The 26,868-nt window shown below is 72.9% G+C and carries 32 protein-coding genes; 16 read left to right on the top strand and 16 right to left on the bottom strand.

Annotated features, from left to right (window positions below):
* Positions 1-12: 12 nt before the first annotated feature.
* From ACFYS8_RS30525 to ACFYS8_RS30510, 4 genes are read left to right on the top strand one after another with little or no spacing between them, the layout of a single operon-like run.
* Positions 13-1,503 carry a VWA domain-containing protein gene (locus ACFYS8_RS30525; protein ID WP_387647115.1) on the top strand — a complete coding sequence of 497 codons (1,491 nt, stop codon included), beginning with the start codon at positions 13-15 and terminating at the stop codon, positions 1,501-1,503.
* A complete protein-coding gene (locus tag ACFYS8_RS30520; RefSeq protein ID WP_387647113.1) occupies positions 1,500-2,657 on the top strand; it encodes a hypothetical protein in 1,158 nt (385 codons plus the stop codon). Before ACFYS8_RS30525 ends, ACFYS8_RS30520 begins: the two co-directional genes overlap by 4 nt.
* Positions 2,654-4,027 carry an ABC transporter substrate-binding protein gene (locus tag ACFYS8_RS30515; protein ID WP_387647110.1) on the top strand — a complete coding sequence of 458 codons (1,374 nt, stop codon included), beginning with the start codon at positions 2,654-2,656 and terminating at the stop codon, positions 4,025-4,027. Before ACFYS8_RS30520 ends, ACFYS8_RS30515 begins: the two co-directional genes overlap by 4 nt.
* Positions 4,024-4,392: a CU044_2847 family protein gene (locus tag ACFYS8_RS30510; RefSeq protein ID WP_387647109.1), complete on the top strand. Its 369-nt coding sequence runs from the start codon at positions 4,024-4,026 to the stop codon at positions 4,390-4,392. Before ACFYS8_RS30515 ends, ACFYS8_RS30510 begins: the two co-directional genes overlap by 4 nt.
* A gap of 378 nt (positions 4,393-4,770) precedes the next feature.
* On the opposite strand, the gene ACFYS8_RS30505 is transcribed toward ACFYS8_RS30510, so the two are convergent.
* Positions 4,771-5,595: a tetratricopeptide repeat protein gene (locus ACFYS8_RS30505; RefSeq protein ID WP_387647106.1), complete on the bottom strand. Its 825-nt coding sequence runs from the start codon at positions 5,593-5,595 to the stop codon at positions 4,771-4,773.
* Entirely contained in the window at positions 5,579-6,091 is a 513-nt protein-coding gene (locus ACFYS8_RS30500; protein ID WP_387647104.1) for a hypothetical protein, read from the bottom strand. Before ACFYS8_RS30500 ends, ACFYS8_RS30505 begins: the two co-directional genes overlap by 17 nt.
* Positions 6,092-6,392: 301 nt before the next feature.
* Between ACFYS8_RS30500 and ACFYS8_RS30495 the strand changes: the two genes are divergently transcribed.
* The gene (locus tag ACFYS8_RS30495) at positions 6,393-7,115 is read left to right on the top strand and encodes a class I SAM-dependent methyltransferase (protein WP_387647102.1); all 723 of its coding nucleotides are present in this window, start codon (positions 6,393-6,395) and stop codon (positions 7,113-7,115) included.
* A gap of 77 nt (positions 7,116-7,192) precedes the next feature.
* Here the strand turns inward: ACFYS8_RS30495 and ACFYS8_RS30490 are convergent, their stop codons facing one another.
* The gene (locus ACFYS8_RS30490; RefSeq protein ID WP_387647099.1) at positions 7,193-8,626 is read right to left on the bottom strand and encodes an FAD-dependent monooxygenase; all 1,434 of its coding nucleotides are present in this window, start codon (positions 8,624-8,626) and stop codon (positions 7,193-7,195) included.
* A 400-nt stretch (positions 8,627-9,026) separates the two neighbouring features.
* Between ACFYS8_RS30490 and ACFYS8_RS30485 the strand changes: the two genes are divergently transcribed.
* Positions 9,027-9,467, top strand: coding sequence for a hypothetical protein (locus ACFYS8_RS30485; RefSeq protein WP_387647097.1), 441 nt, complete (start codon positions 9,027-9,029; stop codon positions 9,465-9,467).
* A 313-nt stretch (positions 9,468-9,780) separates the two neighbouring features.
* Positions 9,781-11,265: a SulP family inorganic anion transporter gene (locus ACFYS8_RS30480; RefSeq protein ID WP_387647094.1), complete on the top strand. Its 1,485-nt coding sequence runs from the start codon at positions 9,781-9,783 to the stop codon at positions 11,263-11,265.
* Between the two features lie 99 nt (positions 11,266-11,364).
* Here the strand turns inward: ACFYS8_RS30480 and ACFYS8_RS30475 are convergent, their stop codons facing one another.
* From ACFYS8_RS30475 to ACFYS8_RS30465, 3 genes are read right to left on the bottom strand one after another with little or no spacing between them, the layout of a single operon-like run.
* A complete protein-coding gene (locus ACFYS8_RS30475) occupies positions 11,365-12,405 on the bottom strand; it encodes an ABC transporter permease subunit (protein ID WP_387647091.1) in 1,041 nt (346 codons plus the stop codon).
* Positions 12,402-13,340, bottom strand: a complete 939-nt coding sequence (locus ACFYS8_RS30470; protein ID WP_387647089.1) for an ABC transporter ATP-binding protein — start codon at positions 13,338-13,340, stop codon at positions 12,402-12,404. Before ACFYS8_RS30470 ends, ACFYS8_RS30475 begins: the two co-directional genes overlap by 4 nt.
* Positions 13,337-13,765, bottom strand: coding sequence for a GntR family transcriptional regulator (locus tag ACFYS8_RS30465; RefSeq protein ID WP_387647086.1), 429 nt, complete (start codon positions 13,763-13,765; stop codon positions 13,337-13,339). The genes ACFYS8_RS30470 and ACFYS8_RS30465 overlap by 4 nt, the downstream gene beginning before the upstream one ends.
* A 223-nt stretch (positions 13,766-13,988) precedes the next feature.
* Between ACFYS8_RS30465 and ACFYS8_RS30460 the strand changes: the two genes are divergently transcribed.
* Positions 13,989-14,954 carry a TIGR03557 family F420-dependent LLM class oxidoreductase gene (locus tag ACFYS8_RS30460; RefSeq protein ID WP_387647084.1) on the top strand — a complete coding sequence of 322 codons (966 nt, stop codon included), beginning with the start codon at positions 13,989-13,991 and terminating at the stop codon, positions 14,952-14,954.
* Between the two features lie 32 nt (positions 14,955-14,986).
* Here the strand turns inward: ACFYS8_RS30460 and ACFYS8_RS30455 are convergent, their stop codons facing one another.
* Positions 14,987-15,847, bottom strand: coding sequence for an alpha/beta fold hydrolase (locus ACFYS8_RS30455; protein ID WP_387647082.1), 861 nt, complete (start codon positions 15,845-15,847; stop codon positions 14,987-14,989).
* 55 nt (positions 15,848-15,902) lie between these two features.
* On the opposite strand from ACFYS8_RS30455, the gene ACFYS8_RS30450 reads away from it, so the two are divergent.
* The gene (locus tag ACFYS8_RS30450) at positions 15,903-16,073 is read left to right on the top strand and encodes a hypothetical protein (RefSeq protein WP_387647079.1); all 171 of its coding nucleotides are present in this window, start codon (positions 15,903-15,905) and stop codon (positions 16,071-16,073) included.
* Between the two features lie 22 nt (positions 16,074-16,095).
* Here the strand turns inward: ACFYS8_RS30450 and ACFYS8_RS30445 are convergent, their stop codons facing one another.
* Both ACFYS8_RS30445 and ACFYS8_RS30440 read right to left on the bottom strand, forming a co-directional pair.
* Positions 16,096-16,662, bottom strand: coding sequence for a type 1 glutamine amidotransferase domain-containing protein (locus ACFYS8_RS30445; RefSeq protein WP_387647076.1), 567 nt, complete (start codon positions 16,660-16,662; stop codon positions 16,096-16,098).
* Positions 16,663-16,907: 245 nt separating this feature from the next.
* A complete protein-coding gene (locus ACFYS8_RS30440) occupies positions 16,908-17,483 on the bottom strand; it encodes a hemerythrin domain-containing protein (protein ID WP_387647073.1) in 576 nt (191 codons plus the stop codon).
* A gap of 119 nt (positions 17,484-17,602) precedes the next feature.
* On the opposite strand from ACFYS8_RS30440, the gene ACFYS8_RS30435 reads away from it, so the two are divergent.
* Positions 17,603-17,812, top strand: coding sequence for a hypothetical protein (locus ACFYS8_RS30435; protein WP_387647071.1), 210 nt, complete (start codon positions 17,603-17,605; stop codon positions 17,810-17,812).
* 82 nt (positions 17,813-17,894) lie between these two features.
* Here the strand turns inward: ACFYS8_RS30435 and ACFYS8_RS30430 are convergent, their stop codons facing one another.
* The gene (locus ACFYS8_RS30430) at positions 17,895-18,122 is read right to left on the bottom strand and encodes a hypothetical protein (protein ID WP_387647068.1); all 228 of its coding nucleotides are present in this window, start codon (positions 18,120-18,122) and stop codon (positions 17,895-17,897) included.
* Positions 18,123-18,459: 337 nt separating this feature from the next.
* Here ACFYS8_RS30430 and ACFYS8_RS30425 point away from each other — a divergent pair, with 337 nt between their 5' ends.
* Positions 18,460-19,473: an AI-2E family transporter gene (locus tag ACFYS8_RS30425; protein WP_387647065.1), complete on the top strand. Its 1,014-nt coding sequence runs from the start codon at positions 18,460-18,462 to the stop codon at positions 19,471-19,473.
* 36 nt (positions 19,474-19,509) lie between these two features.
* Here the strand turns inward: ACFYS8_RS30425 and ACFYS8_RS30420 are convergent, their stop codons facing one another.
* The 4 genes from ACFYS8_RS30420 to ACFYS8_RS30405 all read right to left on the bottom strand — a co-directional run bounded on the left by ACFYS8_RS30420 (position 19,510) and on the right by ACFYS8_RS30405 (position 22,004).
* On the bottom strand, positions 19,510-19,845 hold the full coding sequence (locus tag ACFYS8_RS30420; RefSeq protein WP_387647063.1) for a hypothetical protein: 336 nt from the start codon (positions 19,843-19,845) through the stop codon (positions 19,510-19,512).
* Between the two features lie 132 nt (positions 19,846-19,977).
* A complete protein-coding gene (locus tag ACFYS8_RS30415; protein ID WP_387647062.1) occupies positions 19,978-20,679 on the bottom strand; it encodes a hypothetical protein in 702 nt (233 codons plus the stop codon).
* A 52-nt stretch (positions 20,680-20,731) separates the two neighbouring features.
* Complete coding sequence (locus ACFYS8_RS30410) at positions 20,732-21,382, bottom strand: class I SAM-dependent methyltransferase (RefSeq protein WP_387647212.1); 651 nt, start codon at positions 21,380-21,382, stop codon at positions 20,732-20,734.
* 37 nt (positions 21,383-21,419) lie between these two features.
* Positions 21,420-22,004 carry a TetR/AcrR family transcriptional regulator gene (locus tag ACFYS8_RS30405; RefSeq protein WP_387647060.1) on the bottom strand — a complete coding sequence of 195 codons (585 nt, stop codon included), beginning with the start codon at positions 22,002-22,004 and terminating at the stop codon, positions 21,420-21,422.
* A gap of 60 nt (positions 22,005-22,064) precedes the next feature.
* Here ACFYS8_RS30405 and ACFYS8_RS30400 point away from each other — a divergent pair, with 60 nt between their 5' ends.
* Positions 22,065-22,970, top strand: coding sequence for an alpha/beta fold hydrolase (locus tag ACFYS8_RS30400; protein WP_387647057.1), 906 nt, complete (start codon positions 22,065-22,067; stop codon positions 22,968-22,970).
* Between the two features lie 14 nt (positions 22,971-22,984).
* On the opposite strand, the gene ACFYS8_RS30395 is transcribed toward ACFYS8_RS30400, so the two are convergent.
* Positions 22,985-23,263, bottom strand: a complete 279-nt coding sequence (locus ACFYS8_RS30395) for a hypothetical protein (protein WP_387647054.1) — start codon at positions 23,261-23,263, stop codon at positions 22,985-22,987.
* A 5-nt stretch (positions 23,264-23,268) separates the two neighbouring features.
* The gene (locus ACFYS8_RS30390) at positions 23,269-23,592 is read right to left on the bottom strand and encodes a plasmid stabilization protein (RefSeq protein WP_387647051.1); all 324 of its coding nucleotides are present in this window, start codon (positions 23,590-23,592) and stop codon (positions 23,269-23,271) included.
* A 211-nt stretch (positions 23,593-23,803) separates the two neighbouring features.
* Here ACFYS8_RS30390 and ACFYS8_RS30385 point away from each other — a divergent pair, with 211 nt between their 5' ends.
* The 4 genes from ACFYS8_RS30385 to ACFYS8_RS30370 form a co-directional block, all read left to right on the top strand.
* Positions 23,804-24,760 (top strand): SigB/SigF/SigG family RNA polymerase sigma factor, encoded by a 957-nt coding sequence (locus ACFYS8_RS30385; protein WP_387647050.1) that lies wholly within the window; start codon positions 23,804-23,806, stop codon positions 24,758-24,760.
* An 81-nt stretch (positions 24,761-24,841) separates the two neighbouring features.
* Positions 24,842-25,396 carry an STAS domain-containing protein gene (locus tag ACFYS8_RS30380; protein ID WP_387647047.1) on the top strand — a complete coding sequence of 185 codons (555 nt, stop codon included), beginning with the start codon at positions 24,842-24,844 and terminating at the stop codon, positions 25,394-25,396.
* On the top strand, positions 25,393-25,911 hold the full coding sequence (locus tag ACFYS8_RS30375; protein ID WP_387647045.1) for an ATP-binding protein: 519 nt from the start codon (positions 25,393-25,395) through the stop codon (positions 25,909-25,911). Before ACFYS8_RS30380 ends, ACFYS8_RS30375 begins: the two co-directional genes overlap by 4 nt.
* Positions 25,912-26,077: 166 nt before the next feature.
* Positions 26,078-26,868, top strand: a 791-nt coding sequence (locus ACFYS8_RS30370) for a HAMP domain-containing protein (protein WP_387647210.1), incomplete at its 3' end; no start/stop codon positions are given.

Here is a 26,868-nt window from a genome sequence, read left to right as displayed (position 1 = left end):
GGGAATTGGCACATGATCGAAGCGTCGAGAGTCACCCTCGAGGCCAACTACGACAGGTACCGCTCCCTGGCTGAACGTGAGGTGCACGTCTACCTCAGCGTGGCCGCGAGCACCCCGGACGGCCGGTCGGTGAGCCCGCGGAGCCAGGCGCAGTTCGCCGAGGTCGTCCTGCTGGACCAATCGGGGTCGATGAGTCATCCGCGCACCAAGCTCCAACGGGCCAAGGAAGCGAGCTGCGCCGCCATCGACACCCTGCGCGAGGGAACCCGCTTCGCCGTGGTCGCCGGCACCCACGAGGCCACCATGATCTACCCCCGGGAGTCCTTCCTCGCCCCGGCGAACGCCACCACCCGCGCGGAGGCCAAGCAGGCCGTCAACCGGATCGCCCCCGGCGCCCAGGGCACCGTCATCGGCGCCTGGCTCGACAAGGCCCGCGAACTGCTCGAACCGCACCGCGACCGGATCTGCCATGCACTCCTGCTCACCGACGGACGCAACGAACACCAGGACCGCTCGGCACGGTCGATGGAGACCGTACTCGCCGACTGCCGTTCCGTGTTCACCTGCGACGCCCGCGGCATCGGCGCGGACTGGGAGCCCGCCGAGCTGAGACGGATCGCCGAGGAACTCCGGGGAACGGCGGACGCGGTACCCGACCTGGCCGACCTGGCACCCGACTTCCGCACACTGGTCCGCACCGCCATGGGCCGCACACTGTCCGACCTGGCGCTGCGGGTGCGCTGCGCACCGGGAGTGTCCGTGTCGGTCCTCGAACAGGCCCACCCGGCGGTGGCCGACCTGCTCGGCCACCGCCTGCCGCTGGCCGGAACAGCGGTGACCGACTACCCGACCGGCCCCTGGAGCAGCGAGACCCGCGGGTTCGTCGCGACCTTCACCGTGACCGGCGACCGGACGGCCGGCGCCGGCGCGGAGACCCTGGCCTCCATCGAGGTGGTCATCGGCGCGATCGGCACCGAACGGGCCACACCCGTCAGCCCGGTCGAGGTGGTCACCGCGCGCTGGCTCGACCAGCCCGCCCCGGAGACCGTCCTCGGGGCCGACCGGCACCGCCACGAGCAGGAGAAGGAGCTGTACGCGCTCAGATGGCGCGGCGGCGCGCTGTTCCGCCAGGGGGATCGCCAAGGCGCGTGCGACGCCTGGGGCCGGGCCGTGGCGCTGGCCACCGAACTGCGCAACGAGGACGCGCTCCGGCGACTGGGCCAGGTCGTCCAGGTCGAGGACGCCGTGCGCGGCGTGGTCAGCCTGCTGCCGGAACTGGATCCCGACTACGTCCTGCAGGCCATGATGGGCACGGTCACCAGCAGCTCCTACAGCCACTCGCGCAACCCGGCGCCACGCGCCGACCCCGCGCCCGCGCACCCCTCCGGCCCCGGGCCCGCCTGCCCGAGATGCCACCGGATCGCCGTGGCCGGCGCACGGTACTGCGAGAACCTCGCATGCGACCACGAGTTCACCGACCACGCACCGGCGGTGGGCGGATGACGGCCCCCGGCACGGTGACGCCCGAACCCGTGACGCCCGAACCGGCGACGGACGAACCGGCGACACCCTCCACCACCGCACGCACCCTGCGCCGGCTCCGCGCGGCACTGGTGGCCGGAAGCCTGCTGACCGGCGCGCTGTGCCTGCTGGTGTCCAGCCAGGCCCACACCGGAACCGACGCCGCCGGCGGACGGGCCGCCCCCGCGCTGCTCCGGGCCGAGGCCGCGAACAGCGCGCTCGCGGACGCTCACCGGGTGGCGGTGCACGGCTTCCTGCAAGGCACTGTGGGACTCGGCGGCCTCGGCGACCAGTACCAGAACGACATCGCCGCGATCAGCCAGAACCTCGCGGAACTGGCCAGGTACAACGTGGCGGGCCCGGAGAGCACCAGCGATCTGCAACTCGTCGAGGGCCTCGTCGTCGCCTACAACGCCGAGATCGAGCAGGCCGCCGCCGACTACCAGCGGACCCACGACATCAACCGCGCCCTGCCGGCCCTCTGGTACGCCACCCTGCAGTACCGGGAGATCTCGGCCACGCTGGACCGGCTGCGGACGGACGGCCGCACGGCACTGACCGATCGGCGCAGCTCGGCGTGGCTGGCGGGCACCACAGAGCTGCTGTTCCTGCTGCCGTTCGCCCTGGTACTGGCGCTGTTCGCGCGGACCCAGTTCGTGCTGCGCCGCCGGTTCCGGCGCCGGCTGAGCATCTGGCTGACGACCGCTGCGCTCGCCCTCACCGCGGCGGTGCTGTGGTGCGGTCAGTCGCTCGGTGCCTCGGAGGGACACCTGCGCTCGGCCCTGGACGGTCCGTTCGGCGAAGCGGTCACCCTGACGCAGCAGCAGGCGAGCCGGTCCGCCGCCAAGGCCGGCGAGGACCTGTTCGCCATCGTCACCGACGAGAAGGCCTGCCCGGACGCTCCCAGGTACTGCGGGACCGGCCTGACACCGCCGGCGCCCGCGACCGGCGGGACGAGCGAAGACGGTCACCAACTGGGCCGGGCCGAGGCCGAGTTCACGAACGGGGTCGGCAAAGCGGACGCCTCCTCCACCGAACGCCTGACAGTCGTCCTGCTGCTGACCCTGACCGCGGCCGGGGCGGCCGCCCGCGCGCTGAATCCGCGCATCGACGAGTACCGGTACGGAGGCCGATGATGCGGCACAAGCGCCAGGCAGCCCTCCGGCTCCTACTGGTCCTCACCCTGCTGGCCGGGTCCGCCTCCTGCCTCGGCGGCTCGTCCACGTCCGACCGGCGAGTCCTGACCATCCTGACGCCGTGGACCGGCGGCGACGAGAAGGACTCCTTCCAAGCGGTGATCGATGCCTTCGAGGCCGACAACCACGACATCACCGTCCACGCCTCGCCCACCCGGGCGCTCGACCAGGTGCTGCGGGCCGGTGTGCAGAAGGGCGAGGAACCGGACCTGGCCGTGGTCGCGAACCCCGGGGCGCTGCGCTCCTACGCGCAGCAGAACGCCCTGGTCCCGCTGGACGGCTTTCAGAACAAGGCACTCGGCGATGATCTCGTCGCGCAGCTGAAGTCCGACTACGACCCCCTGTGGTACCGGCTCGGGGAGGCCGGGACGAAGCATCAGTACGCGGTCGTCGTCAAAGCCTCCGTCAAGAGCCTGATCTGGTACAACCGCGAGCTCGCCATCCGACCGGACAGCAGCTGGGCCGACGTGGTCGCCGCCGGCCGGTCGAAAGCCCAACAGGGCAGGACGCCCTGGTGCTTGGCCATGGCCGACCCCCCCAACTCGGGGTGGCCCGGTACCGACTGGATCGAGGACATCCTGCTGCACCAGTCGGGTGTCGGCACATACACGGACTGGGTCGACGGCAAGCTCGAATGGAAATCTCCGGAGGTCATCGCGGCCTGGCAGACCTGGGGCCAGACCGTCGCTGCCCCGGACGCGATTCGTGGCGGCCCGCTGACCGCGCTGCTGACCAGCTACGGCGAAGGGTCCTATCCGTTCTTCACCGCAACGCCCGGCTGCTACCTCGAGCACGGCGCCCTCGTCACCCCGGACCCCGAGACACCGACCACACTCGTCTCGGGAAAGGACTACGACTTCCTCGCGTTCCCCGACTCCCAGTCGACGTCGACGTACGAGGTGTCGGGAGATCTCGTTGCGATGTTCCGCGACTCGCCCGAGGCGGAGAGATTCATGGCCTTCCTCGCGAGCCGGAAGGCCCAGCAGATCTGGCCGGAACGCCAGCCGGAGGCGGCCTTCTCCGCCAACCGCACCGTCACGAAGACGCTGGCCCAGGGCGCGACCAACCTCATCGCCCGCCGGATCAACCAGCTGCTGGACTCGGGCGCCACCCCGTGCTTCGACGCCTCGGACACCATGCCCAGCGCCATGTCGGCCGCGTTCAACCACGCGGTGCTCGAGTACCTGAACGACCCGACCCGACTGGACGCGATTCTCGCCGATCTGGAAAAGGTCCGGGTCGACGCCTACCCGCAGCCGATACAGAGCTCCGTCTGCCCGCCCCCATCCTCAGGCCAGGAGGCCAAGTGACAACACGTACCGAATTCACCCTCGCGTCCGGCGGCACGCTGGTGGTCGAGAGCGAGGGCACCGGCACCGGGGTGGCGCCGGCCGGCCGGGGAAGTCTGGAGCGAGCGAGCGCCACGGTGCGGGACTCGCTGCACACCGTGGTCAACACGGCGTCCGACGTGATCGACGCGTTCCGCGCCCTGCCACGCCGACCCGACGAGATCGAGGTCAAGTTCGGCGTCAAACTGGACGGCAGCGTCGGCGTGATCCTGGCGGGCGGCTCCGCCGGCGTCCACTTCGATGTGACGCTCCGCTGGTCCCCCGACCATGCCGCTGAAGCCGAGGCCGAGGCCGAGGCCCAGGCCGAGGCCCAGGCCCAGGAGTGACCGCAACTGCCAGGTGCGAGCCGCCTGTCGCGACTCGCACCTGGCAGGACCGTTGCCGTGCTGGAGGCGGAAGGGGTGAAGGCACGCGCTTCAACCCCGAAGCCCTCGCAGCCCGATATCACGGTCACACCATCGCTGACGTCCTCACGATGAACCCCGAGGACGCGGTCGAGCTGTTCTCCGAACACCACGGTGCGGGTTGGCGGACAACCGCCTGCCGCCATGCTCGACCAGCGCGTCACGGACGTCGTGGCCTCCTGCACCCACCTTCGTCCTGGCCTGCGACGAACAGGGAACACCGACCGTCCGCTCACCGCGTTTCCGCCCGCGGGCCGACCGATCCACCTCTGGGGGTGACACCGGCGCCCCGGGAGCTCCTCAGCGCGGTTCCTCGCCGGCGGGCCGCTCGGCAAGGCGTTCCGCCGCGCGGGTACTCCCGAGGTCCGCTGCTTTTCGGTACCAGTCCACGGATTCGGCGTGCTTTCCTTGCTGCTCGAGAATCCACCCGACCGACTCCGCGGCCGTTGCGTTGCCCATTGTCGCGCAGATCAGAAACCAGTGTTTCGCCTCGCGCAGTGCGCCACGCTCTGCCAGCCTGACCGCGAGCCGGAACATCGCCTCGGGATCGCCATTTTCGGCATCAGGCCGGTAGCCGGCTTCGGCTGCGGCGGCGATTTCCGGTCGGTCGGGTTGCGGGTGAAGGTTGAATCCGGGGGTTCGGCTGCCGTCCTTTCGGAACGTCACCATGGACGTTTCGGCTGTGGTGCGGACGTTGCAGCTGGTCCACGCTTTTTTCTCCCCGCAGCTCCACTCGATGCCGAGTTCCCACTCGACGTCGTGCTCCTGGGTGTGCGCGGTCAGCAGGAACCACTCGCTCTGCCCGTGCGGAATGGTGGTGGGAAGTGTGATGGGAACGGGCCCGTCCGCCATTTGCGCCGGTTCGTCCAGCCACACCCGAACCTGCGGGTCCGGGATGCTGCCCCAGGGGTCGATTTCCAGCGGTGCGGTTCGAGTGGGATGGCGGGATTTCACCCGGAAGCCCAGGGTGTGCACGACGACCGGCTCCGCCTCGGGTGCGCTCACTCGCACCGCGATCCCGTGTCCGCTGACCTGGGCGGTAATCGGGCGCGGACCGGTTGCCGAGCTGGGCGGATAAATCAGCTGAAGACGGCTGATGAATCGAACTTCAACGACGGGTTCCAAAGGGCCACCTCCGCGCTCCTGGCTTGGCCGTGAACTCGAAAGGATGCCCACCGAGATCGATGACGCTGGTGCCCGACCGGCCCGCGCAGGTCCAGTCGAGTTCCAGGCGCCATTCGACGTAGTGGCGGGTGGAGGTGACTGTCAGCTCGAATACTTCCGGGTCGCCCGGAGAGACCGTGTACAGGAATTTCGGGCCTTTCAGGAGTGGCGGGTTCCTGTCGAGATCAAGGGAATACTTGCGTACTTGCGGGATTCCCAGATGCGTGGTCTCGGTCCCGTCGAGCGGAGGGCGGCGCGCCACCACAATGGGGCGCAAGGCGCGTAGCAGGACGGCCCGGTCCTCGACGGCCTCCACAAAGATCCGGACCAGCCCACCGCTGAGGGGAACTCCGTCGGACCAGTCGCGCTGGATCACGTAGTCGGACTCCACCTCGCAGGTAATGGCGACCGGAATTTCGGCAGGAGGCCGCTGCGGGGGAGAGTGGTAGATGTTCACCGCCCCGACCGATCCGGCCTGTACGGCCGACTCGGCCCTGCCCGAGAAATCGTTGTGCGTCCGCGGTTCCGACGTCCCGCCGCTGTCCGAGCGTTCGGGATCCCTGGTGCCACCGTGATCGCACATGCTTCTCCCACGCTGGGATGGTGTGATGGGCGCTGCGGTCGCCGGCGTCCGTCTCAGCCATCGTCCTCCGTCCGGGTGCCGGAAGGAGCCGGTTCGCCGGAGATTCCAGGGCTGGGCCGAGAAAGGTGGGAAGCCCGTGGCGGTGTCGCGGATGAGCGAGTAGCGTCCGGGCTCGATGACCGACTCCTGGGACACCATCGCCGATTGGTACACAGCCCTGCTGCGGGCAGGCTCCGCGATGAACGACTTCAACCGCGACGTCCTGCTCGAACACCTCCCCGACGAACTCGGCGGCCATCGCGTGCTCGATCTCGGCTGTGGCGAAGGCGCCATCGCCCGTGCGGTGGCCGCGCGCGGGGCCTCGGTCGTGGGTATCGACCCGTCACCTCGCATGATCGAGCACGCGAAGTCCGCCGTGGCAGGCCGGGCCGGTACGGTGAGCTACTCGATCGACGACGGATGCGTGCTGAGGACGGTCGCCACCGACTCGGTCGACTGGGTGACCGCCGGACTGTCCCTGAACAACGTGCCCGACCTCGACGCCGCACTCTCGGCCGTCCGGCGAGTGCTGACGGTGCACGGCTCGCTCGTCTTCACCATCCCGCACCCCTGCTTTGAAGCACCCCACGCCACCTGGACGCAGACCGAGGACGGCACCGCCCGCCGGGTCGTCGGCGCCTACCTCGCCGAAGGATTCTGGCGCTCGACCAACCCCGAGGCCGTCCGCCGAGCCGGCAACCAACACCGGACCCTGTCGACGTACCTGACGGCCCTTGTCCGCCACGGTTTCGTCCTGGACGCCGTCACCGAGCCGGCCCCGGGCTCCCAACTCGCGGCCGCACAGCCACAGCGAGCCGGGCTGCCGCCATTCCTCGCCGTCCGCGCGCACCGCGGTTGAGCGCGGACCAGTACCAACCGCGCGCCCTCGGCACCGACGTTCACGAGGGCAGTGGCATCAACTGCCCGCAGTGAGGTTTACCGGCCCTGGGGGCGCGGGGTGCCGAACCAGCGGGTCAGGGTGGCCGTCAGGGTGTGCTGGTCGTCGCCGAGCCAGGCCACGTGGCCGTCCGGGCGGAGCAGGACCGCGGGGGCGGGCAAGTCCGGGCAGGGGTCGGTGAGTTGGTCGACGCGGTCGGACCAGGGGGCGGCCGAGAGGTGGCCGGTGCGGTCGAGGAGGAGGCCGCGGGCGGTGTGCAGGTGGGTGTAGAGGCGGCCGGTGGTGAGGGGGATGTCCCGCTGGTGGCGGCCGAGTTGGTCGGGGCCGTCGCCGAAGTCGTAGCGGATGTCCAGGGCCGTGATGATGCCGGTGATGTGGCGGTTGACCTCGGGGAAGTCCATCAGGCGGGTGAACAGGTGGCGCAGGGCGGTCGGGCCCGGGTCGGTGCCGATCATGATGCTCTGGGCGCGGGTGTTGTCCAGGACGGCGGCGCCCACCGGGTGGCGTTCGGCGTGGTAGGTGTCCAACAGGCCGGGCGGGGCCCAGCCGTTGACCTCCGCCGCCAGTTTCCAGCCCAGGTTGAACGCGTCCTGCACGCCGAGGTTGAGGCCCTGGCCGCCGGTCGGCGGGTGGATGTGCGCGGCATCGCCCGCGAGCAGGACCCGGCCCACCCGGTACTGCTCCGCCTGGCGGGTCGCGTTGCCGAAGCGGGACAGCCAACGCGGCGAGTGCACACCGAAGTCGGTGCCCGCCACCGTACGCAGCTGCTGCCGGAAGTCGTCCAGCGTCGGCGCCGTCCGATCCTCGGACACACCGTCGGCCGGCACCACCACCCGGTACTGCCCGTCGCCCTCCGGCTGCAGGCCGAACCGCACCTGGGTGCGCCGCACCCGCTCCACCACCTCGGCGATCCGCTCCGGGTCCTCCGCGGCCGACAGCTGCCCCACCAGGGTCTCCACCGTCGCCGCCTCGCCCGGGAACGCCACACCCGCCAGCCGGCGCACCGTGCTGCGACCACCGTCGCAGCCCACCAGCCAGCGTGCCCGCAGCCGCGAGCCGTCCGCCAACTCGACCTCGACACCCTCCTCGTCCTGCGCCAGACCCACCACCTCGCGCCCGCGCCGCAGCTCCACGCCCAACTCCGCGGCGCGCTCCGCCAACAGCCGCTCCGTCACCGGCTGCGGCGTCGCCAGACCGAACGGATGGGCGGTGTCCATGCCCTCCGGCCAGTCCTTCATCACGCCGCCGAACAGGCCGCCGACCCGGTACTCCGGACTCACCGCCCGGAAACGCTCCAACAGACCGCGCTGATCCATCACCTCCACACTGCGCGCATGCAGACCCTGCCCGCGGGACTCCCCGGTCGGAGCCGTCAACCGCTCAAGAACCACCACCTCCACACCGTGCAGCCGCACCTCGCACGCCAGCATCAGCCCGGTCGGCCCGCCGCCGACCACCAGCACGTCGATCATCAACTCTCCCAAAGCGTCCGGCAAGTGATTTTTCGTCAGATTCGGCGCGTACTTCGCTTCCCGCGCTTCCCCGCCCTTGGCCGGACATTCTGCGACAGCCCGGGGGCCTTGCCGCAAGCCCCCCGTCGCGCTATAGCTTGAGAGTGGCAGGAGCGGCCCGACCGCCCTGCCGTTGCTGTTCCCGGCACCTGTGTTCGAGCCGGCGGCCGGCGCGACGGCGCGCCGCCCCCGGATGCGGCGTGTGCGCGGCGTGTGCGCGGCCGGGAACCGGACAAACCCGTGGCCGAGACCCCGGCAGACCGCCCGCAGCCGCACACCCACGGTGACCGTCCGGATACGATGACGGCACATCAAGTCCGTCGGCGGGGAGCCGGGACGGACGCGAGCCGGGGAGGGCGGGATGCGCCGAGCCGTGCCGCCGATCCGGCTGTTGCGCGCCGGTCCGAGCGCCGCGAGGGTCGCCACGTCGGTTGCCGCGTTGGTCGCCGCGTTGACGGTGACGCTGGTCGTGGCGCTGCTCCCCGGCCCGGCCGGCGGCGACCGGTTCGCGGACGCCCGCGGGGCAGCGGTCCAGGCCGCCGGCACCGCCACTGGCAGCGCCGGCAGCGCGAGTGTCGCGGGCAGCACGGCGGAGGAGGAGCCGGAGAGCGTCGAACGTGGACGCGGCTCCACAACTCCCGCCCCCGCAGCCCCTGTTCGCCGCGATGCCCGGCCGTCCGCGGTGGCGAAGCGATCGGCGGTCGGCGCGGCCCCGCGCACGCCGCCCGATACCGCCGGCCGTCAGTCCGCACCGGCCGCACGTCCGGCCGGGCCCGCCGTACTTCAGGTGTTCCGCCACTGAGCCGGAGCCGTCCCGCCCGGCCCCGACGCCCCGTCACCGACCGACCACCGTCGCGCCACACCGTGCCGTATCGCCCCGCGCCGCACCGTGCCGTATCGCCCCGTATCGCCCCGTATCGCCCCGCATCGCCCCGCATCGCGCCGCCCCGCCCCGCACCGCCCCGCATCACGCCGTGCCGCCCCGCATCGCCCCGCGCCGCGCAACGTCGCTCCCGCCTGCCCGCGCCCGCCCGCACGCCGGACGGCCGCCGGGCGGACCGGGCGTGCCCCGCGCCACCGGAAGTCCCCGTCACTGCTACGTCCGAGGACCCGCCATGCCCTGGAACCCTGCCCGGGTGCGCGCCGTGCTGCGCACCGATCTGCCCGCCTCGATCACCGTCTTCCTCGTCGCCGTCCCGCTCTGCGTGGGCGTCTCCGTCGCCTCTGGCGCGCCCGCCGAACTCGGCCTGGTCACCGGCATCATCGGCGGCCTGGTGGCCGGCGCGCTGCCCGGCAGCAGCCTGCAGGTCAGCGGGCCCGCCGCCGGGCTGACCGTGCTGGTCCACTCCGCCGTCACCACCTACGGGCTGCCCGCGCTCGGCGTGGTGGTGCTGACCGCCGGGTTGGTGCAGGTGTTGCTCGCGGTGCTGCGCCTGGGGCGCTGGTTCCGGGCCGTCTCCGCCGCGGTGGTGGAGGGGATGCTCACCGGGATCGGCATCGTGCTGATCGCCTCGCAGTCCTATGTGTTGCTGGATCGCAAGGCCGGCGGCGAGGCGCTCGCCAACCTGGTCGGTCTGCCCGTCGCCGCCGTCCGGGCGGTGCACACGGCGGCCGGCGGGGCGTCGCTCGCCGTCGGCGCGGGGGTGGTCGCGGTGCTGGTGCTGTGGAAGTTCGTGCCGCGCCGACTCGCGCTGCTGCCCGGCCCGTTGGTGGCCGTGGTGCTCGCCGCGGCCGCTGTCCGGCTGCTGCACCTTCCGGTGCCGACCGTCCGGGTGGACGGCCTGCTCGACACCCTGCAGCCGCCGGGCACCGAGCAGTTCGCGCTGCTGGTGCGGCCCGAAGTGTGGGGCGCCGTGCTGGCGTTCGCGCTGATCGCGTCCGCCGAGAGCCTGTTCAGCGCGTCCGCAGTCGACCACATGCACGCGGGGCCGCGCACCGCGTACAACCGGGAGTTGCTCGCCCAGGGCGTCGGAAACACGGTGGCGGGGGCGCTCGGCGCGCTGCCGATGACGGCGGTGATCGTCCGCAGCGCCGCCAACGTGCAGGCGGGCGCCCGGACGAAGGCCTCGCGGATCCTGCACGGCGTCTGGCTGCTGCTGTTCGCGCTGGTGCTGCCGGGTCTGCTGGACCTGGTGCCGCTGGCCGCGCTCGCCGGGCTGCTGGTGCACGCGGGCGGCAAACTCGTCGCGCCCCGGGCCCGGTTGAGGATGTGGCGCGCGGATCGCTCCGAGGCGTTCGTGCTGCTCGCCACCGCGATCGGCATCGTCGCCCTCAACCTGCTGGAGGGCGTGGTGATCGGCCTGGTCGCGGCGCTCGCCAAGACGGCCTGGGACGTCACCCACATCCGGCTGCACGTCGAGCAGTCGCCGGACGGCACCGTGGTGCGGGTGCACGGGAACGCCACCTTCGTCAAACTCCCCACCCTGGTCGACCGGTTGGAGGACGTCACCCCGACCGGCCCGGTGGAACTCGACCTGTCCGCCCTCACCCACCTCGACGCGGCCTGCCGCCAGGCCCTCACCGCCTGGGCCGACCAGCACCGCCGACGCGGCGTCCCCGTCACCGTCACCCCCGGCCCCGAGCTGGTCGGCTCGACCTGACGTATCATCAATAGGTGAGCCCGGCGCCGTGGTTGACAGCCCACGGCGCCGGGCATCGGCGCGTTCAGACGCGGCGGACCGGGCGGCCCGCCGTCGCGTTCAGACGGCGGACCGGGTGACCCGCCGGTAGACCAGGAACACCATGGCGGCCGAGAGAGCCAGCAGCAGGCCGCCCTCGACCAGCTGCATCGGGATGAAGTGCGAGTTCGGGTGGTAGGTCGCCCAGGCCTGGGTGGCCTTGTCGCACGCGTCACCGAGGCGGTAGCAGTCGGCCTCGGTCGCCCGCGTCCCGTTCGCCAGCACCGGTCCGTGGTCCACCAGCCAGGCCCCGTACGGAATTTGGCCGGGGACGCCGCGCCAGTGGCTGATCTGCCCGCCGAGGTTGCCCGTCGCCTCGGACACCGGAACGAAGTACACCCGGAGCGAGCGGACCAGCAGTTCGGCCCCCAGCACGAGGACGCCGGTCACCAGCATCGACACCACGGTGCGGCGCACCAGTTGACCGACCGCCACGCCGACGGCCAGCGCGAACAGCGACCAGGCGAGCGGCGCCAGGCCGATCGTCGCGTAGGTGAAGCCGGGGAAGAGGTCGTTCCGCCCGAAGTCGAGACGGTTCATGTCGAGCGCGAGCCAGGTGTTCAGCGCGGCGAACAGGCCGATCGCGAGGATCACCAGCGCCGCCGGCGCGGCCAGCCGGGCGGTCAGCCAGCGCGCCGGCGACACCGACTGGGCGCGGATCATCCGCACGGTGCCGCGCTCGTACTCCTGGGCGAGCAACGGTGCGCCCAGGAACATGCCGACCACCGCGGGCAGCAGGAAGAACGGCCGGTGCATCCAGTCGGCGGTCCAGTTCACCGCGTCGTTGACGTCGGTGATGAAGCGGTCGCAGGCCGGCACACCCCAACCGCCGCCATCGCGGCACTCGCCGTGGTACAGGGAGATCTCGCGCTGGAGCTTGAAGTGCAGGAACAGCTGGACGGCGGCCACCAGCAGCATCGCGCCGCCGAGGGTCCAGACGGCGAGGCGGTTCTGTCGCCAGGCCAGCCAGGCGAGGCCGTGCAGGCGGGAGCGGCGGGCGGGAGTGGGCTCCTTGGCCGGGCCGGAAGCGGTGTCGGGCGAGGTCAGCTGTGCGGTGCTCATGCGGCGGCCTCGCTGATGGTCGAGAGGCGGTCGCCCGGGGCGCCGGCCTCGGCGGGATTGCGCAGGTGGGCGAGCAGGAGTTCCTCCAGGCGCGGACGCGTGGCGTCCCACGACTCGGACAGGTCCCCGGTCGGCGGGCCGGCCGGGTCGGTGCGGATCAGGCCGGTGGCCTGGCGGCCGGTGACCCGCCACTCGATCACCTTCCCGGCGGGCCGCTCCGCGTCGGCCAGGCCGGCCACCAGCCGGTGCCCGTCCAGGAGTTCGTCCAGGTCGCCGGCCAGCCGGACGCGGCCGGACTGCACCAGCAGGACGTGGTCGACCACCTCCTCCAGCTCGGACATCAGGTGCGAGGAGATCACCACGGTGGTGCCGTGCTCGGCGGCCTGGGCCAGCAGCAGGCCGGTCAGGTCGTGCCGGGCCAGTGGGTCCAGATCGGCGAACGGCTCGTCCAGCAGCAGGAGTTCGGCCCGCTTGCCGAGCGCCATGGCCAGCGCGACCCGGCTGCGCTGGCCGCCGGACAGCCGGCCGACCCGGGCGTCCGGCCGCAACTCGCTGAGCTCGACCACGCGTTGGGCTGTCGCCTGGTCCCAGGACGGGTTCAGCTCGCGGCCCATCCGCAGCGTTTCGGCGACCGTGAACGTCCGGTACAGCGGCTTCTCCTGCGTCACATAGGCCACCTTGGCCCGAAGTTCGGGCGCCGCGGGGCCCGTCACCGACTCGCCGAGCACCCGCAGTTCGCCCTCGGACGGGGCGAACAGCCGTGCCGCCAAGCCGAGCAGTGTGCTCTTGCCCGCCCCGTTCGGTCCGACCACACCGCAGACCCGGCCGGTCGGCACCGTGAAGTCGCAGTGCCGGACCGCCCATTGATTCCGGCGGTAGGCCCAGCCGAGGTCCTTCGCCTCGAGTGCGAGCGGCGTACCCATCGCTGCTGTCATTCCTCACCCTTGTCCAGTGTCGTCCGCTCCGCCGGGCGGCCCCCGGTCGCGAAGCGCTGATCCAGTACGGAGGCCACCAGCGCGCCGATGTCCTCCCGCTCGAGCCCGGCCTTCCGGGCCCCGTCCACCCACGCCGTCAACTGCGCCCGCAGCGGCCCGTCCTCGGCCGTCTCCGGCCGGGACAGCGACCGCAACACGAACGTCCCCAGCCCCGGACGCGGCGCCACCAGCCCCTCCCGCTCCAGCTCCCGGTACGCCTTCAGCACGGTGTTCGCATTGACCGCCGTCCGCTCCACCACCTCCCGCGCCGTCGGCAACCGGTCCCCGGGCTGAAGGGAGCCGAGCCGCAACGCGTGCTTGGTCTGCTGGACGATCTGCTGATAGGTCGGCACGCCACCGCGCCGATCCAGGCGGTACTCGATCACGGCACCACCACCCTTTCACTAATTGATTAGTGGAATGGTGGCGGTCGGGCGTGGCCAGGTCAAGTCGCCTGGTGAGAGGCATGTTTGACGCCACCTCGGGTCGGGCGGGGTGAGATGCGCGGGCCGCGGTGGACGTTCCACGAGGTGCCCGGGCTTGCTGCGAACGGCGGGAAAACGGGCGGATCCGGGTGCGGACCCGTGTGACCTGGGCACACGCGCAACCATGGTGCGAATCGGATACACGATGATGACGGAGCAGCGCGGCCCGGCCGATCTGGTCGCGGACGTGGTGGGTGCGGAGCGGGCCGGGTTCGACTTCTCGGTGATCAGCGACCACTACTTTCCGTGGCTGGCCGAACAGGGGCATGCCTCGAATGCCTGGGTGGTGCTCGGCGCGGCCGCCCGGGCCACTGACGCGCTGCCGCTGATGACGTACGTGACCTGCCCGACGTTCCGGTACCACCCGGTGGTGGTCGCGCAGCAGGCCGCGACCGTTCAGCTGCTCTCCGGCGGGCGGTTCCGGCTGGGGCTGGGCAGTGGCGAGAACCTCAACGAGCATGTGATGGGCCGGGGTTGGCCCGCCGCGGCGGTGCGGCAGGAGATGCTGGCGGAGGCCGTCGAGATCATTCGGGCGCTGTTCGCCGGGGGGTACGTCACCCATCACGGGCAGCACTTCCAGGTGGACCGCGCGAAACTGTGGGATCTGCCCGAGCCGCCACCGCCGATCGGCGTCGCCGTCTCCGGCCCGGCCTCCTGCGCGCTCGCCGGACGCCTCGCCGACTTGGTGATCGCGGTCCAGCCGGAACGGTCGCTGCTGACCGGGTTCGCCGAGCACGGCGGAGCGGGAAAGCCCGCCGTCGGGCAGATCCCGATCTGCTTCGACCGCGACCGCGACGCCGCCGTCACCCGCGCCCACCAGCAGTTCCGCTGGCTCGGCGGCGGCTGGAAGGTCAACGCCGAACTTCCCGGCCCGGCCGCGTTCGCCGCCGCGAGCCGGTTCGTGCGCCCCGAGGACGTCGCCCGGATCGTCCCCTGCGGCGACCGGACGGAGGACTTCCTCGGCGCCGTCCGCCCGTTCACGCAGGCCGGGTTCGACGAGCTCGCGCTGATCCAGATCGGCGGCGAGAGCCAACCCGCGTACCTGGACTGGGCGGAGCGCGAGCTGCTGCCCGCGCTCCGCGAACTCTGACGGAACGCCCCGCGCACGCGCCGGCGGAGCGCTCACTCTCGACGGGCCGCCGCACCGCCTGCGGGGCTGACTGCCGAAACGGACCGGCGCGTCGCGTGGGCGCGCAGCTCGTCCGCGTACGGCGCCCAGTGTTCGCGGGTGAGCAGGTGGCCCGCGCCCGGCATGATGCGCAGGCGGGCTCCCGGGACGGCGGCGGTGAGGGTGCGGGCGGCGGACGGGCGCAGCAGCGGGTCGCGTTCGCCGTGCAGGACGAGGGTCGGTGCGGCGATCCGGGCGAGCGGCCCGCCGGACCACTTCGCGCCGATCTGCCGGCTCTGCGCCTGGGCGTCGCGGAACCCGGCGAGGCCGCGCGCGGCCTCCCGTTCGACGAACTCCCGGACGTCGTCCGGCCCGACGGCGCGTTCGGGAGCGGCGAGGATCCGGGCGAGCGCGACCGCCAGGGCGAGGTTGCCCTCGGGGGTCTCCGGGTGGTGCAGCCGGGCCAGTCGGAGCACCGGCCCCGGGCGGACGTGGCGCAGCGCGCCGAGCGCGCCCGCGTCGCTGGGCATCGCCGCGGAGGAGGTCAGGGTGAGCACCCGCTGCGGGTGCCGGACGGCGACGCGCTGGGCGACCAGCCCGCCCAGCGAGTGCCCGAACAGGTGGGCGCGCGGCCAGCCCAGTGCGTCCAGCACGGCGACGGCGTCGTCCGTCAGGTCCTCGGCCCGGTAGGCGGGCGCGGTGCGGCGCAGCAGTGCGGTGACGGGGTGCCCGGCGGGCGGCGCGGTCACGCGTCCGGACTCGCCGGCGTCGCGCTGGTCGTAGGCGGCCACGTGGAAGCCGCGTGCGACCAGTTCGCGGACCAGGCCGTCCGGCCACCAGAACCTCGCCGACCACCCCGCCGCCCCGTCCCGCAAGGTCGAGGCGTTCGCCCTGCTCGGCGGCCTCACCGCACTGTTCGCCCAGAACGAGATGGCCGCCCGCGCCGACGACGCCGCCCACCGCACCGCCTACCTGCGCCACCTCGCCACCGACGGCGGCCACCCCCGGATCGCCGCCCTCTTCACCACCCCCGGCCCCGCCGCCCCCCGCGACCCGTTCGAGGACGTACTCACCCGCGCCCTCGCGGGCGTACTCGACTGACCGGGCTTCGGTACGGGTCGGCTCAGCCCGCGGCCGGGCGGCCGGCGAAGGCGTCGACCAAGGCGCGCTCGAACGCGGGCAGGTCGTTCGGCCTGCGGCTGGACACCAGCGTGTTGGGCCCGTCCACGCAGACCACCACCTCCCGGTCCACCCAGGTCGCACCGGCGTTCACCAGGTCCGTGCGAAGGCTTGGCCAGGACGTCAAGGTGCGGCCGCGCACCGCGTCGGCCTCGATCAGCGTCCACGGACCGTGGCAGATCACCGCGACCGGTTTGCCGCGCGCGAAGAAGCCGCTGACGAAGTCCACGGCGTGGCGGTCGGTGCGCAGGAAGTCCGGGTTCGCCACGCCCCCCGGCAGCACCAGCGCGTCGAAGTCGGCGGCCGAGGTGTCCGCGGCGACCGCGTCCACCGGGAAGGCGTCCGCCCGGTCCAGGTGGTGGAACGCCCGGATCTTCCCGGGTTTCGTCGACACCAGCCGGGGCGTGCCGCCGCGGTCCGCGACCGCCTGCCACGGCGAGGTCAGTTCGACCTGCTCCGTTCCTCGGGGTGCCGCCAGAAAGGCGACCACGACCTCGCTCAGCTCGTTCATCTCGACTCTCCGCTCCGCGGTCGATCCGGCCCCCGCGGCGCGTTTCACCACGATCGCCACCCGGCAAACCGGCCGGCCGGGACCGGCGGGGCCTGGACCACGTACTGCGCCGCCCCGGAGTCCCCGACCCGCCGGGCGGCGCCTGCGTCCTCGCCGGTCCGGCTCACCGGCACGGCGGCGAGCCGGACCGGTCAGCCGGACCGGCGCCTGCCCGGCGGTTCTTCTGCGACCCGGTGCCGCGCCGGTCAGCCCTCGCGCATGTCGCCGAAGCGGAACCGGCGGTGCATCCGCTCGTGCCAGGTCAGCTCGGGTGCGACCAGGTCGTCCGGGGGCAGGGTGTCGCGCGGCAGAACGGCCCTGGAGAGCGGCGGGGCGGTCCGCTCGGTGTCGCGGGCCTGTTCGCCCAGGGCCGCCAGCTGGAGCGGGGTGGCGTGGGTGCGGACCGTCGGGAACAACTGGGCCTCCTCCACCCCGAAGTGCCCCGTCGCCTCCTCGATCAGCCGGGCCAGCAGCCGGTCGAACTCGGCCGAGCCGGACGAGGTCGCCCGCAACTCGCGCACCAGCTCGTACAGCACCGCGTGCGTCTGCAGGCCGTGGTCCACCGTGTCGTCACGGGCCGGCCGGCCGCTGCGCGCGATCGGGTACAGGTACTCGTCCTCCGCCGCCAAGTGCCGCACCAGCCCGTCGGCGGTGAGCAGTGCCAGCCAGTTCCGCCGCGAATCGCCCAGCGGCAGGCCCGCCAGCTCACTGAAGCGCACCCGCAGCACGTCGTGATCCGTCGTCATCTGTTCCAACAGGTCCAGCTCCAGGTCGGTCGCCATCGTCAAGCACCTCTTCGTCGCGGTCCCAACCCCTCGCGGATGCGCCTGCCCGCCTCCGCGAACCGGAAACCGCACTCTCCGGCTGCGCCGCGAGACCGCCCCGGGGTTAGCCTCGCAGCGTGACGAACCCGTTCACGGACCCGGACGTCGAGCCGACGCGCGACAAGATCGCCGACGTGCTGGGCCCGGCGATCGAGGGCTGGGACGCGTTGCTGCGCGTGCTGGCGGATGCCGGGGTCGAGACACCCTGGCGGTGGTTCCGGGACGGCGGCTGGCTGGTCAAGGCCGCGGACCGCACCCGGGTGTCGACCGCCTGCGCCCCATCCTGAAGGCCCGCATCGTGCTGCGGTAGCGCGCCTGCGGTGGCGCGCGGCTCCGGACGGACGGTTCCTGGTGGGCGGACCGACCCGTTCAGCCCTCGCTGGTGATCTCGATGCAGGCAAGGTCGATCTGGTCGGCGAGTTGGCGGACCAGGCTGGCGAACACTGCGGCCGTCACCGGGTCGAGTTCGTTGTCGTCGCGCTGTGCCCAGTCCTGCCACTCCTCGGGGAGTGCGCGCAGCAGGGCGACCACTTGCAGGGCGGGAATGGCCAGGTCGCCGGAGAGTCCGCAGACGATCGGGACGCTGAGTTGCGCCATGGTGTCCACCTCCTGCTGCGTCGATGCCCGTCCGGGCGTCTGCCCGCGAGCGGGGGGGCGGAAACGGGGGGCGGTGCGGCTGTCCTGCGGATGTGCTGCGAGCGGGCCCGGGGCGGCGGGGGTAGTAGTGGTGGTGGCGGGTGGTGAAGGCGCGGGCCGGCGTGCGGGTTGCGGCGGGTCCGGGCGGACGGGAGGCGGGAGTGTGATGGCCGGACGCGCAGGTGGGCCGCGCTCGCGCAACGTCCGTGCGCCGCGAGGCAGTCGCCCGGCCAGGTCGGGGCGGCCGGCGGCCGCGCGCGGCGCCGAGGTGCCCCGGCGGCCGAGCGGGCTGGAGCGGATGGCCGGACGGGCCTGGCGGTTGCTGGCCATCGCGGTGGCCGGGTACGCCGGTTATCTGATCGTCAGCCGGCTGCTGCTGCCGGTGGTGGCGGTGTTCGTCGCGCTGGTGGTCACCGCCGTGCTGCGCCCGCCCGTCGATCTGCTGGCCCGCCGGATGCCGCGCGCGTTCGCGGTGCTGTTCACCGTGCTCGGCGCGATGCTGCTGCTCGCCGGGGTGGGGACGCTGATCGCGGTGGTGATCCAGGCCCAGTCCGGGCAGCTGGGAGGGCAGGTGCGGGACGGCCTGGACCGGCTGGAGCACTGGCTGGAGGGCCCGCCGTTCCACGCCCGGGCCGGCACCCTCGGCGACCTGCGGCACCGGCTCGGCCAACTGCTCAGCACGCACCGGCAGGCCGTGCTGTCCACGGCCGTCACCGGCGCCGGCTGGGTGGTGGAGGCGGCGGCCGGCGCCGCGCTGGCCCTGTTCTGCGCGGTGTTCTTCACGCACTCCGGCGAACGGATGTGGAGCTGGGGGACGTCCCTGCTGCCCGCCCGCACCGGCGAACTGTGGCAGCGGGGCGGCCGCGCCGGGTGGCGGACCTTCGCCGGCTACACCCGGGGCCTGTTCCTGGTCGCGGGCACCAACGCCATCCTGGTCGGCGTGGTGCTGGCCGTACTCGGCGTGCCGCTCGCCGTGCCGCTGGCCGGCCTGGAGTTCGTCGCGGCGCTGATCCCGCTGATCGGCTCGCCGATCGCCCTCGCGATCGCCTCGCTGGTCGCACTCGCCACCCGCGGACCGGTGACCGCGCTGGTGGTGCTCGCCCTGATCGTGGTGATCGGCCAGCTGGAGGGCCACATCCTGCACCCCCTGGTGATGGGCTGGGCGGTGCGCCTGCACCCCGTCGCCATCGCCCTGGCCGTCGCCGCCGGCGCCACCCTGGGCGGGATCGTCGGCGCGGCCGTCGCGGTGCCGGTGCTGTCGGTGGGCTGGGGGGTGTTCCGCGAACTGCGCGGACCGGCGGGAACGACCTGAGGGGGCGCGCGGCGGGGGAGTTCGTGCGCCCGGCGCTCAGTGGTCGTAACGGTGGCTGCCCCGTGACGGGGTGCCGGTGGTCGGGTCGATGGTGCCCGTGCCGAGCGGGTCGGTGGTGGTGGCGGCCGGCTGGCTGTGGCGGTGGCCGTAGTGGTGGCGCCGGTGCAGGCCCGCGCGGATCAGGAGCAGGCCGGCGCCGAAGATCAGCGTCAGGGCGATTCCGGCGAGGAACGCGCCCAGGGTGCTGATGGTGGCGATCTGGTGACCGAACATCGTCACGGCCGTCTCGGGTCCGCCGCCCAGGTTCTCGGCGATCAGCAGCCCGGCGAACGCACCGGACGCGGCGAACAGGAGGAGTCCGAGCAGCAGCATGGGTCCACGTCCTTTCGCGTGCTCCATTGCTCCGTTCACGCGGCGTCTGCCCGCTGGCCCCCCGCTCAATCACCGGGCCCGGCCGAGACGCGTGACCTGCCGCTGTGTCCGGCCGGGTCGGGATGCGCGCCCTCAGATGAGGTCCGGGCACTCCGTGGCGAAGCCGTCCGAGACGGGCTGCCAGACGCCTTCGTCCTGGCGTGCGCTCAGTCGGTCGGCTTCGGTGGCGGTCTCGATCAGCTGGGCGGTGGTCAGGTGGACGGCCGCCGTGAAGACCCGGCCGAGGTGGTGGCAGTGCATCACCGGGCGGAACTTCTCGGAGTACGGCTCGTCGGCGACCGCGAACAGGTCGGGCAGCGTCCAGCCCAGTGGGCCCGCGATGGCGCACAGCCGGTACTCGTGGTGCGGACTCGGCTCCCAGCTCTCCACCATGCTGTGCAGGGTGCTGCGGGACAGGCCCATGAACGGCAGTTCGCGGAGGCCGAAGCCACGGTTGTGGATCATCGCGCCGAGCGTGGCGGCGAAGCCGGTCTGGGCGGGAAATGGCTCGGGCCGCACCGGGGGCTCCGTCGCCGCGATGCGGGGCAGTGAGCGGACGAACTCCTCCAGGGCGACGAGTTGCGCGTGGTCGCAGTGGCTGACGCGGTAGGAGAACTGGTACAGGACCTTGGCGTCGCGCTGCGGGGGGAGGAGTTCCGGCGGGACCGGGTGGCCGGCGACGGCGTACAGGTCGGCGAGCGGTAGGCCGAGTTCGGCGGTGAGTTCGGTGAGCCGCTGCGGGCTGGTGTCGGTTCCGCTCGCGGCGAGGCTGCTGAGGATGGTGGCCCGTTCCATGGGAGGAAGGTAGCGGATCCGTGAACTCCCCTTCCGGGCAGGCCGGGTGGGGTCAGGCGCCCTGGCGGAAGACGAGCAGGTAGCGCCAGAACAGCAGGCGGCGAATGCGGCACCCGGGCAGCAGCGAAGCGGCCTTCCGGCGGATCTCGTGCAGGGGCATGGTCGGCATGGCGACCGGCGCCGTTCCCGCCGGTGGAGCCTGGCGGCGGCGGAGCGTTTCGGCGGCTGCCACGGCGAGCCGGGCGGCGGCGTTGACGGGTACGGCCGCCAGGCTCCACGCCCAGTCGAGGCGGGTCTTCTCGGGGTAGCAGCCCAGGATCACCAGGACGCCGCCGGGCGCCAGCGCGTCGCGCAGTGCGGCGACGGTGGCGAAGGGCATGTGGTGGACGGTGGCGAGGCAGGAGATGAAGTCGTAGTGTCCCTGGGGGAGTTGGAGCTCCGTGAGGTCCGCGTGCCGGAACTGGGGTGCCCGGTGGTCGGCCGTCCGTGCGGACGCCGCGCGGGCCTCCGCTATCGCCTCCGCCGACCGGTCGATCGCGTCGACCCGCAGGCCCGACTGGGCGAGTCGGCGGGCGAATCGGCCGGTCCCGCAGCCGACGTCCAGGGCCGCACGGCCGTTCCGCGGCACCTGGCGCAGCAGCAGGCGGTGGTAGTGGTCGTTGTGATCGAAGGGCATGATCCGATCCTGCCACGGCGACCGCAGAGGCAACTCGCCTGCGTACCACTGTGGTTGGGGGGAGTCAGGGCGTCCGGAAGAGCCGGTCCAGGTGGTGGCGGAGGACCGCGGTGGCGGCCTCGGGGGTGCGCTGGCCCAGGAGCACGCTCAGGCCGAGGCCGGCGGAGAGGGCGAGGAGGACGACGGCCTCGTGCTGGGGGTCGGTGATGGCGGCGGCGGTGAGGTGGGCGACGAGGAAGGCCTCCATCTCGTTCGGGGCGGAGAGGAAGGATTGCTCGGCGAGGGCCGGGTCGGTGACGGAGAGGACGGCGTACGCGGTGTAGACGAGGTGGAAGGTGCGGCTCTCCTCGTCGGTGGGGACGGCCTCGACCAGGACGGCTTCGACGATCTCGCGCGGGGACGGGGTGGCGGCGGTGGCCCGGACGCGGTCGCGGACGCGTTCGCCCATCCGGACCCCGAGGCGGGTGAGGGTGGCCAGGAGCAGCTGCTCCTTGGTGTCGAAGTAGTACTGCACCAGGCGGACCGAGACGCCCGCCTCCTGTGCGACGGAGCGCATCGTGACGGCGTGCAGGCCGGTCCGTGCGGCGGAGCGCAGCAGGGCGTCGATGATCAGGGCCCGCCGTTCCTCGTGGTCGACCAGCTTCGGCATACGGGCCCCTTCGAACGTTTTTGTGGTACAAACATACCACCAAAAGTTCCGGAGGGGATCATGACCAGGACCAGCGTCGGACACTTCGTCAACGAGGAGGCCCGCACCGCGTTCCTCGACGCCTACGATCGGGCCATGGGCCTGTGGCCCGCCCCGCACAGTGCCCTCGACGTCGAAACCTCCTACGGCACCGTGCACGTCCACCACTACGCGGGGCCCGGCGCGGGGGAACCGGTCGTGCTGCTGCACGGCCACGCCGGCCACCCGGCCAACTGGTACCCGCAGATCGCGGCGCTCGGCGCCCACCATCCCGTGTACGCGATCTCCACCCTCGACGACCCCGGCCGCAGCGTGCAGCGCGCCGTCGCCGCAGGGCCGGCCGAGAACGCCGAGTGGCTCGGCGAGGTGCTGGCCGGGCTCGGCCTGGAACGGGTGCACCTGGTCGGCGTCTCGTACGGCGGCTGGCTGGCCCTCAACCAGGCGATCCGCGCGCCCGGGCGGCTGGCGTCCATCGCCCCGCTGGACCCGGGCGGCATCGAGAAGGTGCCGGTCCGGTTCTACTTCCACATGATCGCGGGCCTGTTCGGCATGCTCGCACCCCGCCGCTTCCGTCCCGCCCTCGCCCGGCTGCTCGCCAACCCCGCGCTGATCGCCCCACCCGAGATGCTCGCCCCGATGATGCTCGCCATGCGCAGCTGGAAGCCCACCGGCCGTCCCGCCGCCCCGCCGTTCGGCGACGAGGAACTGCGTGCCGTCGCCGTCCCCGCCCTCGTGCTGGTGGGTGCCCGCAGCGCGCTGCTGCGCCCGCGCCGGGTGCTGGCCCGGGTCACCGGCCTGATCCCGGGCGTCCGGGCCGAGATGGTTCCGGGCGCGGGGCACGGTCTCACCCTGGAACGGCCGGAGCTGGTCAACGCCCGCCTGCTGGAGTTCTTCGCGGCCACGAGGTCGGAGCACGCGGCGAGTTGACGTTGTTCGACGCGCTACCGGCCGAGCGGGGGAGAGGCGGGCTGGGGCTCGGGTTCGGGGGTCGGCTCGGGGCCGGGCCGGCCCGGGTCCGGCGGCTCGGGCTCGCTCGGGGGAGGCCCGGGGACGGGCTGGAGCGGCTGCGGGTCGTGCGGAATGGGCGGCGAGATCGGCGGGTCCGGGTCCGGCGGCACGGGCGTCGGGCTGTACGGGCCTGGCGGGTCGGTCGGACGCGGCGGGCTGTCCGGCGGTTCGGGCGGACGTACGTCCGGGTCGGCGGGGATCGGCATCGTCATCCCACTCACCGCCCCAGAGCCTTTTCGAGCTGGTGCTTGTTCATCTTCGAGCGGCCCTCGACGTTGCGCCGGCGGGCCTCGTTGTACAGCTGGTCGTAGGTCGGCCCTTCGGCTCCGCTGTGCGAGCGCTTGCCGCCGCGGTGCGCGGAGGAGACGTCCCGCACCGAGCTGCGCGAGGCCGTCCGGCTCTCGCCGTGCCGGGCGCGTTCCTTGTTTACGGTGCGCGCCGCGATCTCCTCGGCGCGCTGCTCGCTCGCGCCGCGCTTCAGTTGGCTCTCCTTGATGTGCTCGTACTGGCGCTCCCGCTTGGGGCTCGATCCGGCGGGCATGACGGCTCTCCTTTCGTGGCCGGAAGGGGTCACGTCCGCGCATACCCGGATCAGTCGGGACGAATCGGGTTCAAACGCGGCCGATCGGGTACAGGTGGGGCGTCGCTCCGAGCAGGCTGCCCAGTGCGTCCCAGTAGCGACGTGCCCGGAGCCATGACCAGAAGCCCGGGCAGGCGCCAGGGCCCACGCCGTCCCCGGGAGATGACTCCCAGTGATCACCACGACCCACCGCCACCGGCCGGCGCGCCGTCGCCGCGCCGGCCGGCCGAACGACCGCCGGTACGGAGAGAGCGACCGCCGGTACGGAGAACGCGGCAGCCGTGAGATCGACCCGATGTACCGGCCGACCCGGCGCGAGATGCGGGCCATGGGCAAGTTCGAGGCCCGGGAGCTCAGTGACGCGCTGTTCCGGCGGCTGGCCGAACTGCCGCCCGAGGATTCGCGGTCGAGCTATGTGCGCGGCACCGTGATCGAACTCAACATGCCGCTGGTGCGGTTCGTCGCCGCCCGGTTCCGGCACCGCCCGGAGGAGCTCGACGACATCCTGCAGGTCGGCACGATCGGCCTGATCAAGGCCGTCGACGGGTTCGACCCGGACCGGGGCGTCGAGTTCGTCACCTACGCGATCCCGACCATCGCCGGTGAGATCAAACGATTCTTCCGCGACACCTCGTGGCCGCTGCGGGTCCCGCGCAGCGTCCAGGAACGCTACCTGGCCGCCGCCCGCGCCTCCGACCGGCTCGAACAGGACCTCGGCCGGCTGCCCGACACCGCCGAACTCGCCGAGGAACTGCACGTCACCGAGGCCGAGGCGGCCGAAGGGCTGGACGCCGGGCGGCTGTGCCGCTGCGACTCGCTCGACTCGCTGCGCGACGACGAGTCCGACGAGACCGGCAGCGCGCTGATCAACCGGCTCGGCTGCTGCGACCCGGAACTCGAACTCGCCGAACTGCGCGTCGCGGCAAGGCCGTTCATCGGCCGACTGCCCGAACGGGAACTCACCGTGCTGCTGCTGCGGTTCTGGGGCGGACTCACCCAGAGCGAGATCGCCGTCGAGATCGGCGTCTCGCAGATGCACGTCTCGCGGATCCTCACCGCCACCCTGACCGGGCTGCGCGAACAGATCGAGGGCGGGACGCGCGGCACCACGGACACGGCGCGTGATTGAGCCTCGCCCAGCCGGGTAGCCGCGCGGACCGTAGCCGCCCCAGGGCGGGAAACCCTACCGCCGGCAGGAGGTGTTCGCACCGTGGACGCCCGGACTGCCACCGGTGCCCCCCTCACCGTCACCCTGCGCCGTCCCCCTGGCGCACTGGTGGTGCGCCCCGAGGGCGAACTCGATCACGACAGCGTCGGCCCGCTCCGCGAAGCCCTGGAGAGGGCCGTCGCCGACCCGCCCGCCCGGCTGGTGGTGGACTGCGGCGGTCTCGACTTCTGCGACTCCACCGGCCTCAACCTGCTGCTGCGGGCGAACGCCGCCCTCCAGCAGGCGGGCGTCCCGCTGCTGGTGGCCGCTCCCGGGCGGGTGATGCTCCAGATACTGGAGATCACCGGCGCGGACGAGGTGCTGGCCGTGCGGCCCACCGTCGAGGACGCGCTGACCGACGGGCCGGCCGGGAACGCGGCAGCGCCGGCGAGCAGCGATGAGAGGCCGGCAGCGCCGCCGGGTGGTGGCGGGCCTTCGGGCGGTACTGAGTCCGGCGGTGCCGAGCCCTCGAACAGCACCGAGCCTTCTGCCGCGTCCTCGGAGAGTGCCGCGAGTCCGGAGCCGGGCGGCGCGGAGAGGCCCGGGGAGCAGCGATGAGCGGCCGACCCGTCGAGGGTCGCACCGAGCGCCGCCGCCTGCCGCTCACTGCCGCGCCCGGCGCGGTCGCCCGCAGCCGGGAGTTCACCCGCCTCGCCCTGCTGGAGTGGGGCTGGCTGCCCGCGCGCGACGCCGTCGGCCGGGCCGCCGCCGAGGACGTGCTGCTGATGACCGGCGAACTCGTCACCAACGCCTGCCAGCACGCGGCCGGCCCGTACGCGCTGGAACTGACCAGGTGCGGGCCGCTGCTGCGGGTCGCGGTGTGCGACGGCGACGACCGGATGCCGGTGCTGCGCGCCCCGCACGTGCCCGCGCGGCCGGGCGGCCACGGTCTGCGGGTGGTCGACCGGCTGGCCGCGGCCTGGGGCAGCGAACCGGTTCCCGGCGGCGGCAAACGGGTGTGGCTGGAGACGATCCGCCCCCCGGCGGAACCCTGGCGGCGACGGTGCCACAGTGGAAGAGATGTCAGTGAACGGCCGGGGCCCCGCCTCACCCGGCGGGCCCGGCCCCGTTGACCGGACCCGAGGTGGTGGTGACGTGGACAGCGCGTCCGACCCGCGCACACCGGAGCCCGCACGGCCCGCGCCCGAATCCGAGCCCGCGCCCGCGCCCGAATCCGAACCCGAGCCCGACCACGCCGACGCGCGGCACCCCGCGGCGCCCCGGCCCACGTCCGACGGCGTGGCGCTGCGCCGGCTGCTGGCCGGGCTGACCGCCGTCCGGGACGGCGACCTGTCGCTGCGGCTGCCGAACGCGCCCGGGGTGCTGGGCGAGATCTCCGGCGTCTACAACGACATGGCGGAGCGGCTGTCCCGGCTGAACGCCGAGGTGACCCGGGTGGCCCGCGAGGTGGGCACCGAGGGCATGCTCGGCGGCCAGGCCGAGGTGCCGCAGGCGGTGGGCGCGTGGCGGGAGCTGGCGGACTCGGTGAACGCGATGGCCGGCAACCTCACCGCGCAGGTCCGCAACATCGCGCAGGTGACCACGGCGGTGGCCCGCGGCGACCTGACCCGTACCATCGCGGTGGACGCCCGGGGCGAGATCCTGGAACTCAAGAACACCGTCAACACCATGGTGGAGCAGCTCAGTTCGTTCGCCGCCGAGGTGACCCGGGTGGCCCGCGAGGTCGGCACCGAGGGCATGCTCGGCGGGCAGGCGGACGTGCGGGGCGTGTCGGGGACGTGGCGCGACCTGACCGACAGCGTGAACTTCATGGCGGGGAACCTCACCGCGCAGGTCCGCTCGATCGCCCAGGTGGCGACGGCGGTGGCCCGCGGCGACCTGACCCGGAAGACCGACGTGGTGGCCCGGGGCGAGATCCTGGAACTGAAGAGCACCGTCAACACCATGGTGGAGCAGCTGAGTTCGTTCGCCGGCGAGGTGACCCGGGTGGCCCGCGAGGTCGGCACCGAGGGCATGCTCGGCGGGCAGGCGGACGTGCGGGGCGTGTCGGGGACGTGGCGCGACCTGAC

It is taken from the genome of Kitasatospora sp. NPDC004615, assembly GCF_042873545.1.
In the GTDB taxonomy this organism is placed as follows: Bacteria; Actinomycetota; Actinomycetes; order Streptomycetales; family Streptomycetaceae; genus Kitasatospora.
This window is presented reverse-complemented; position numbering and strand designations above follow the sequence as displayed.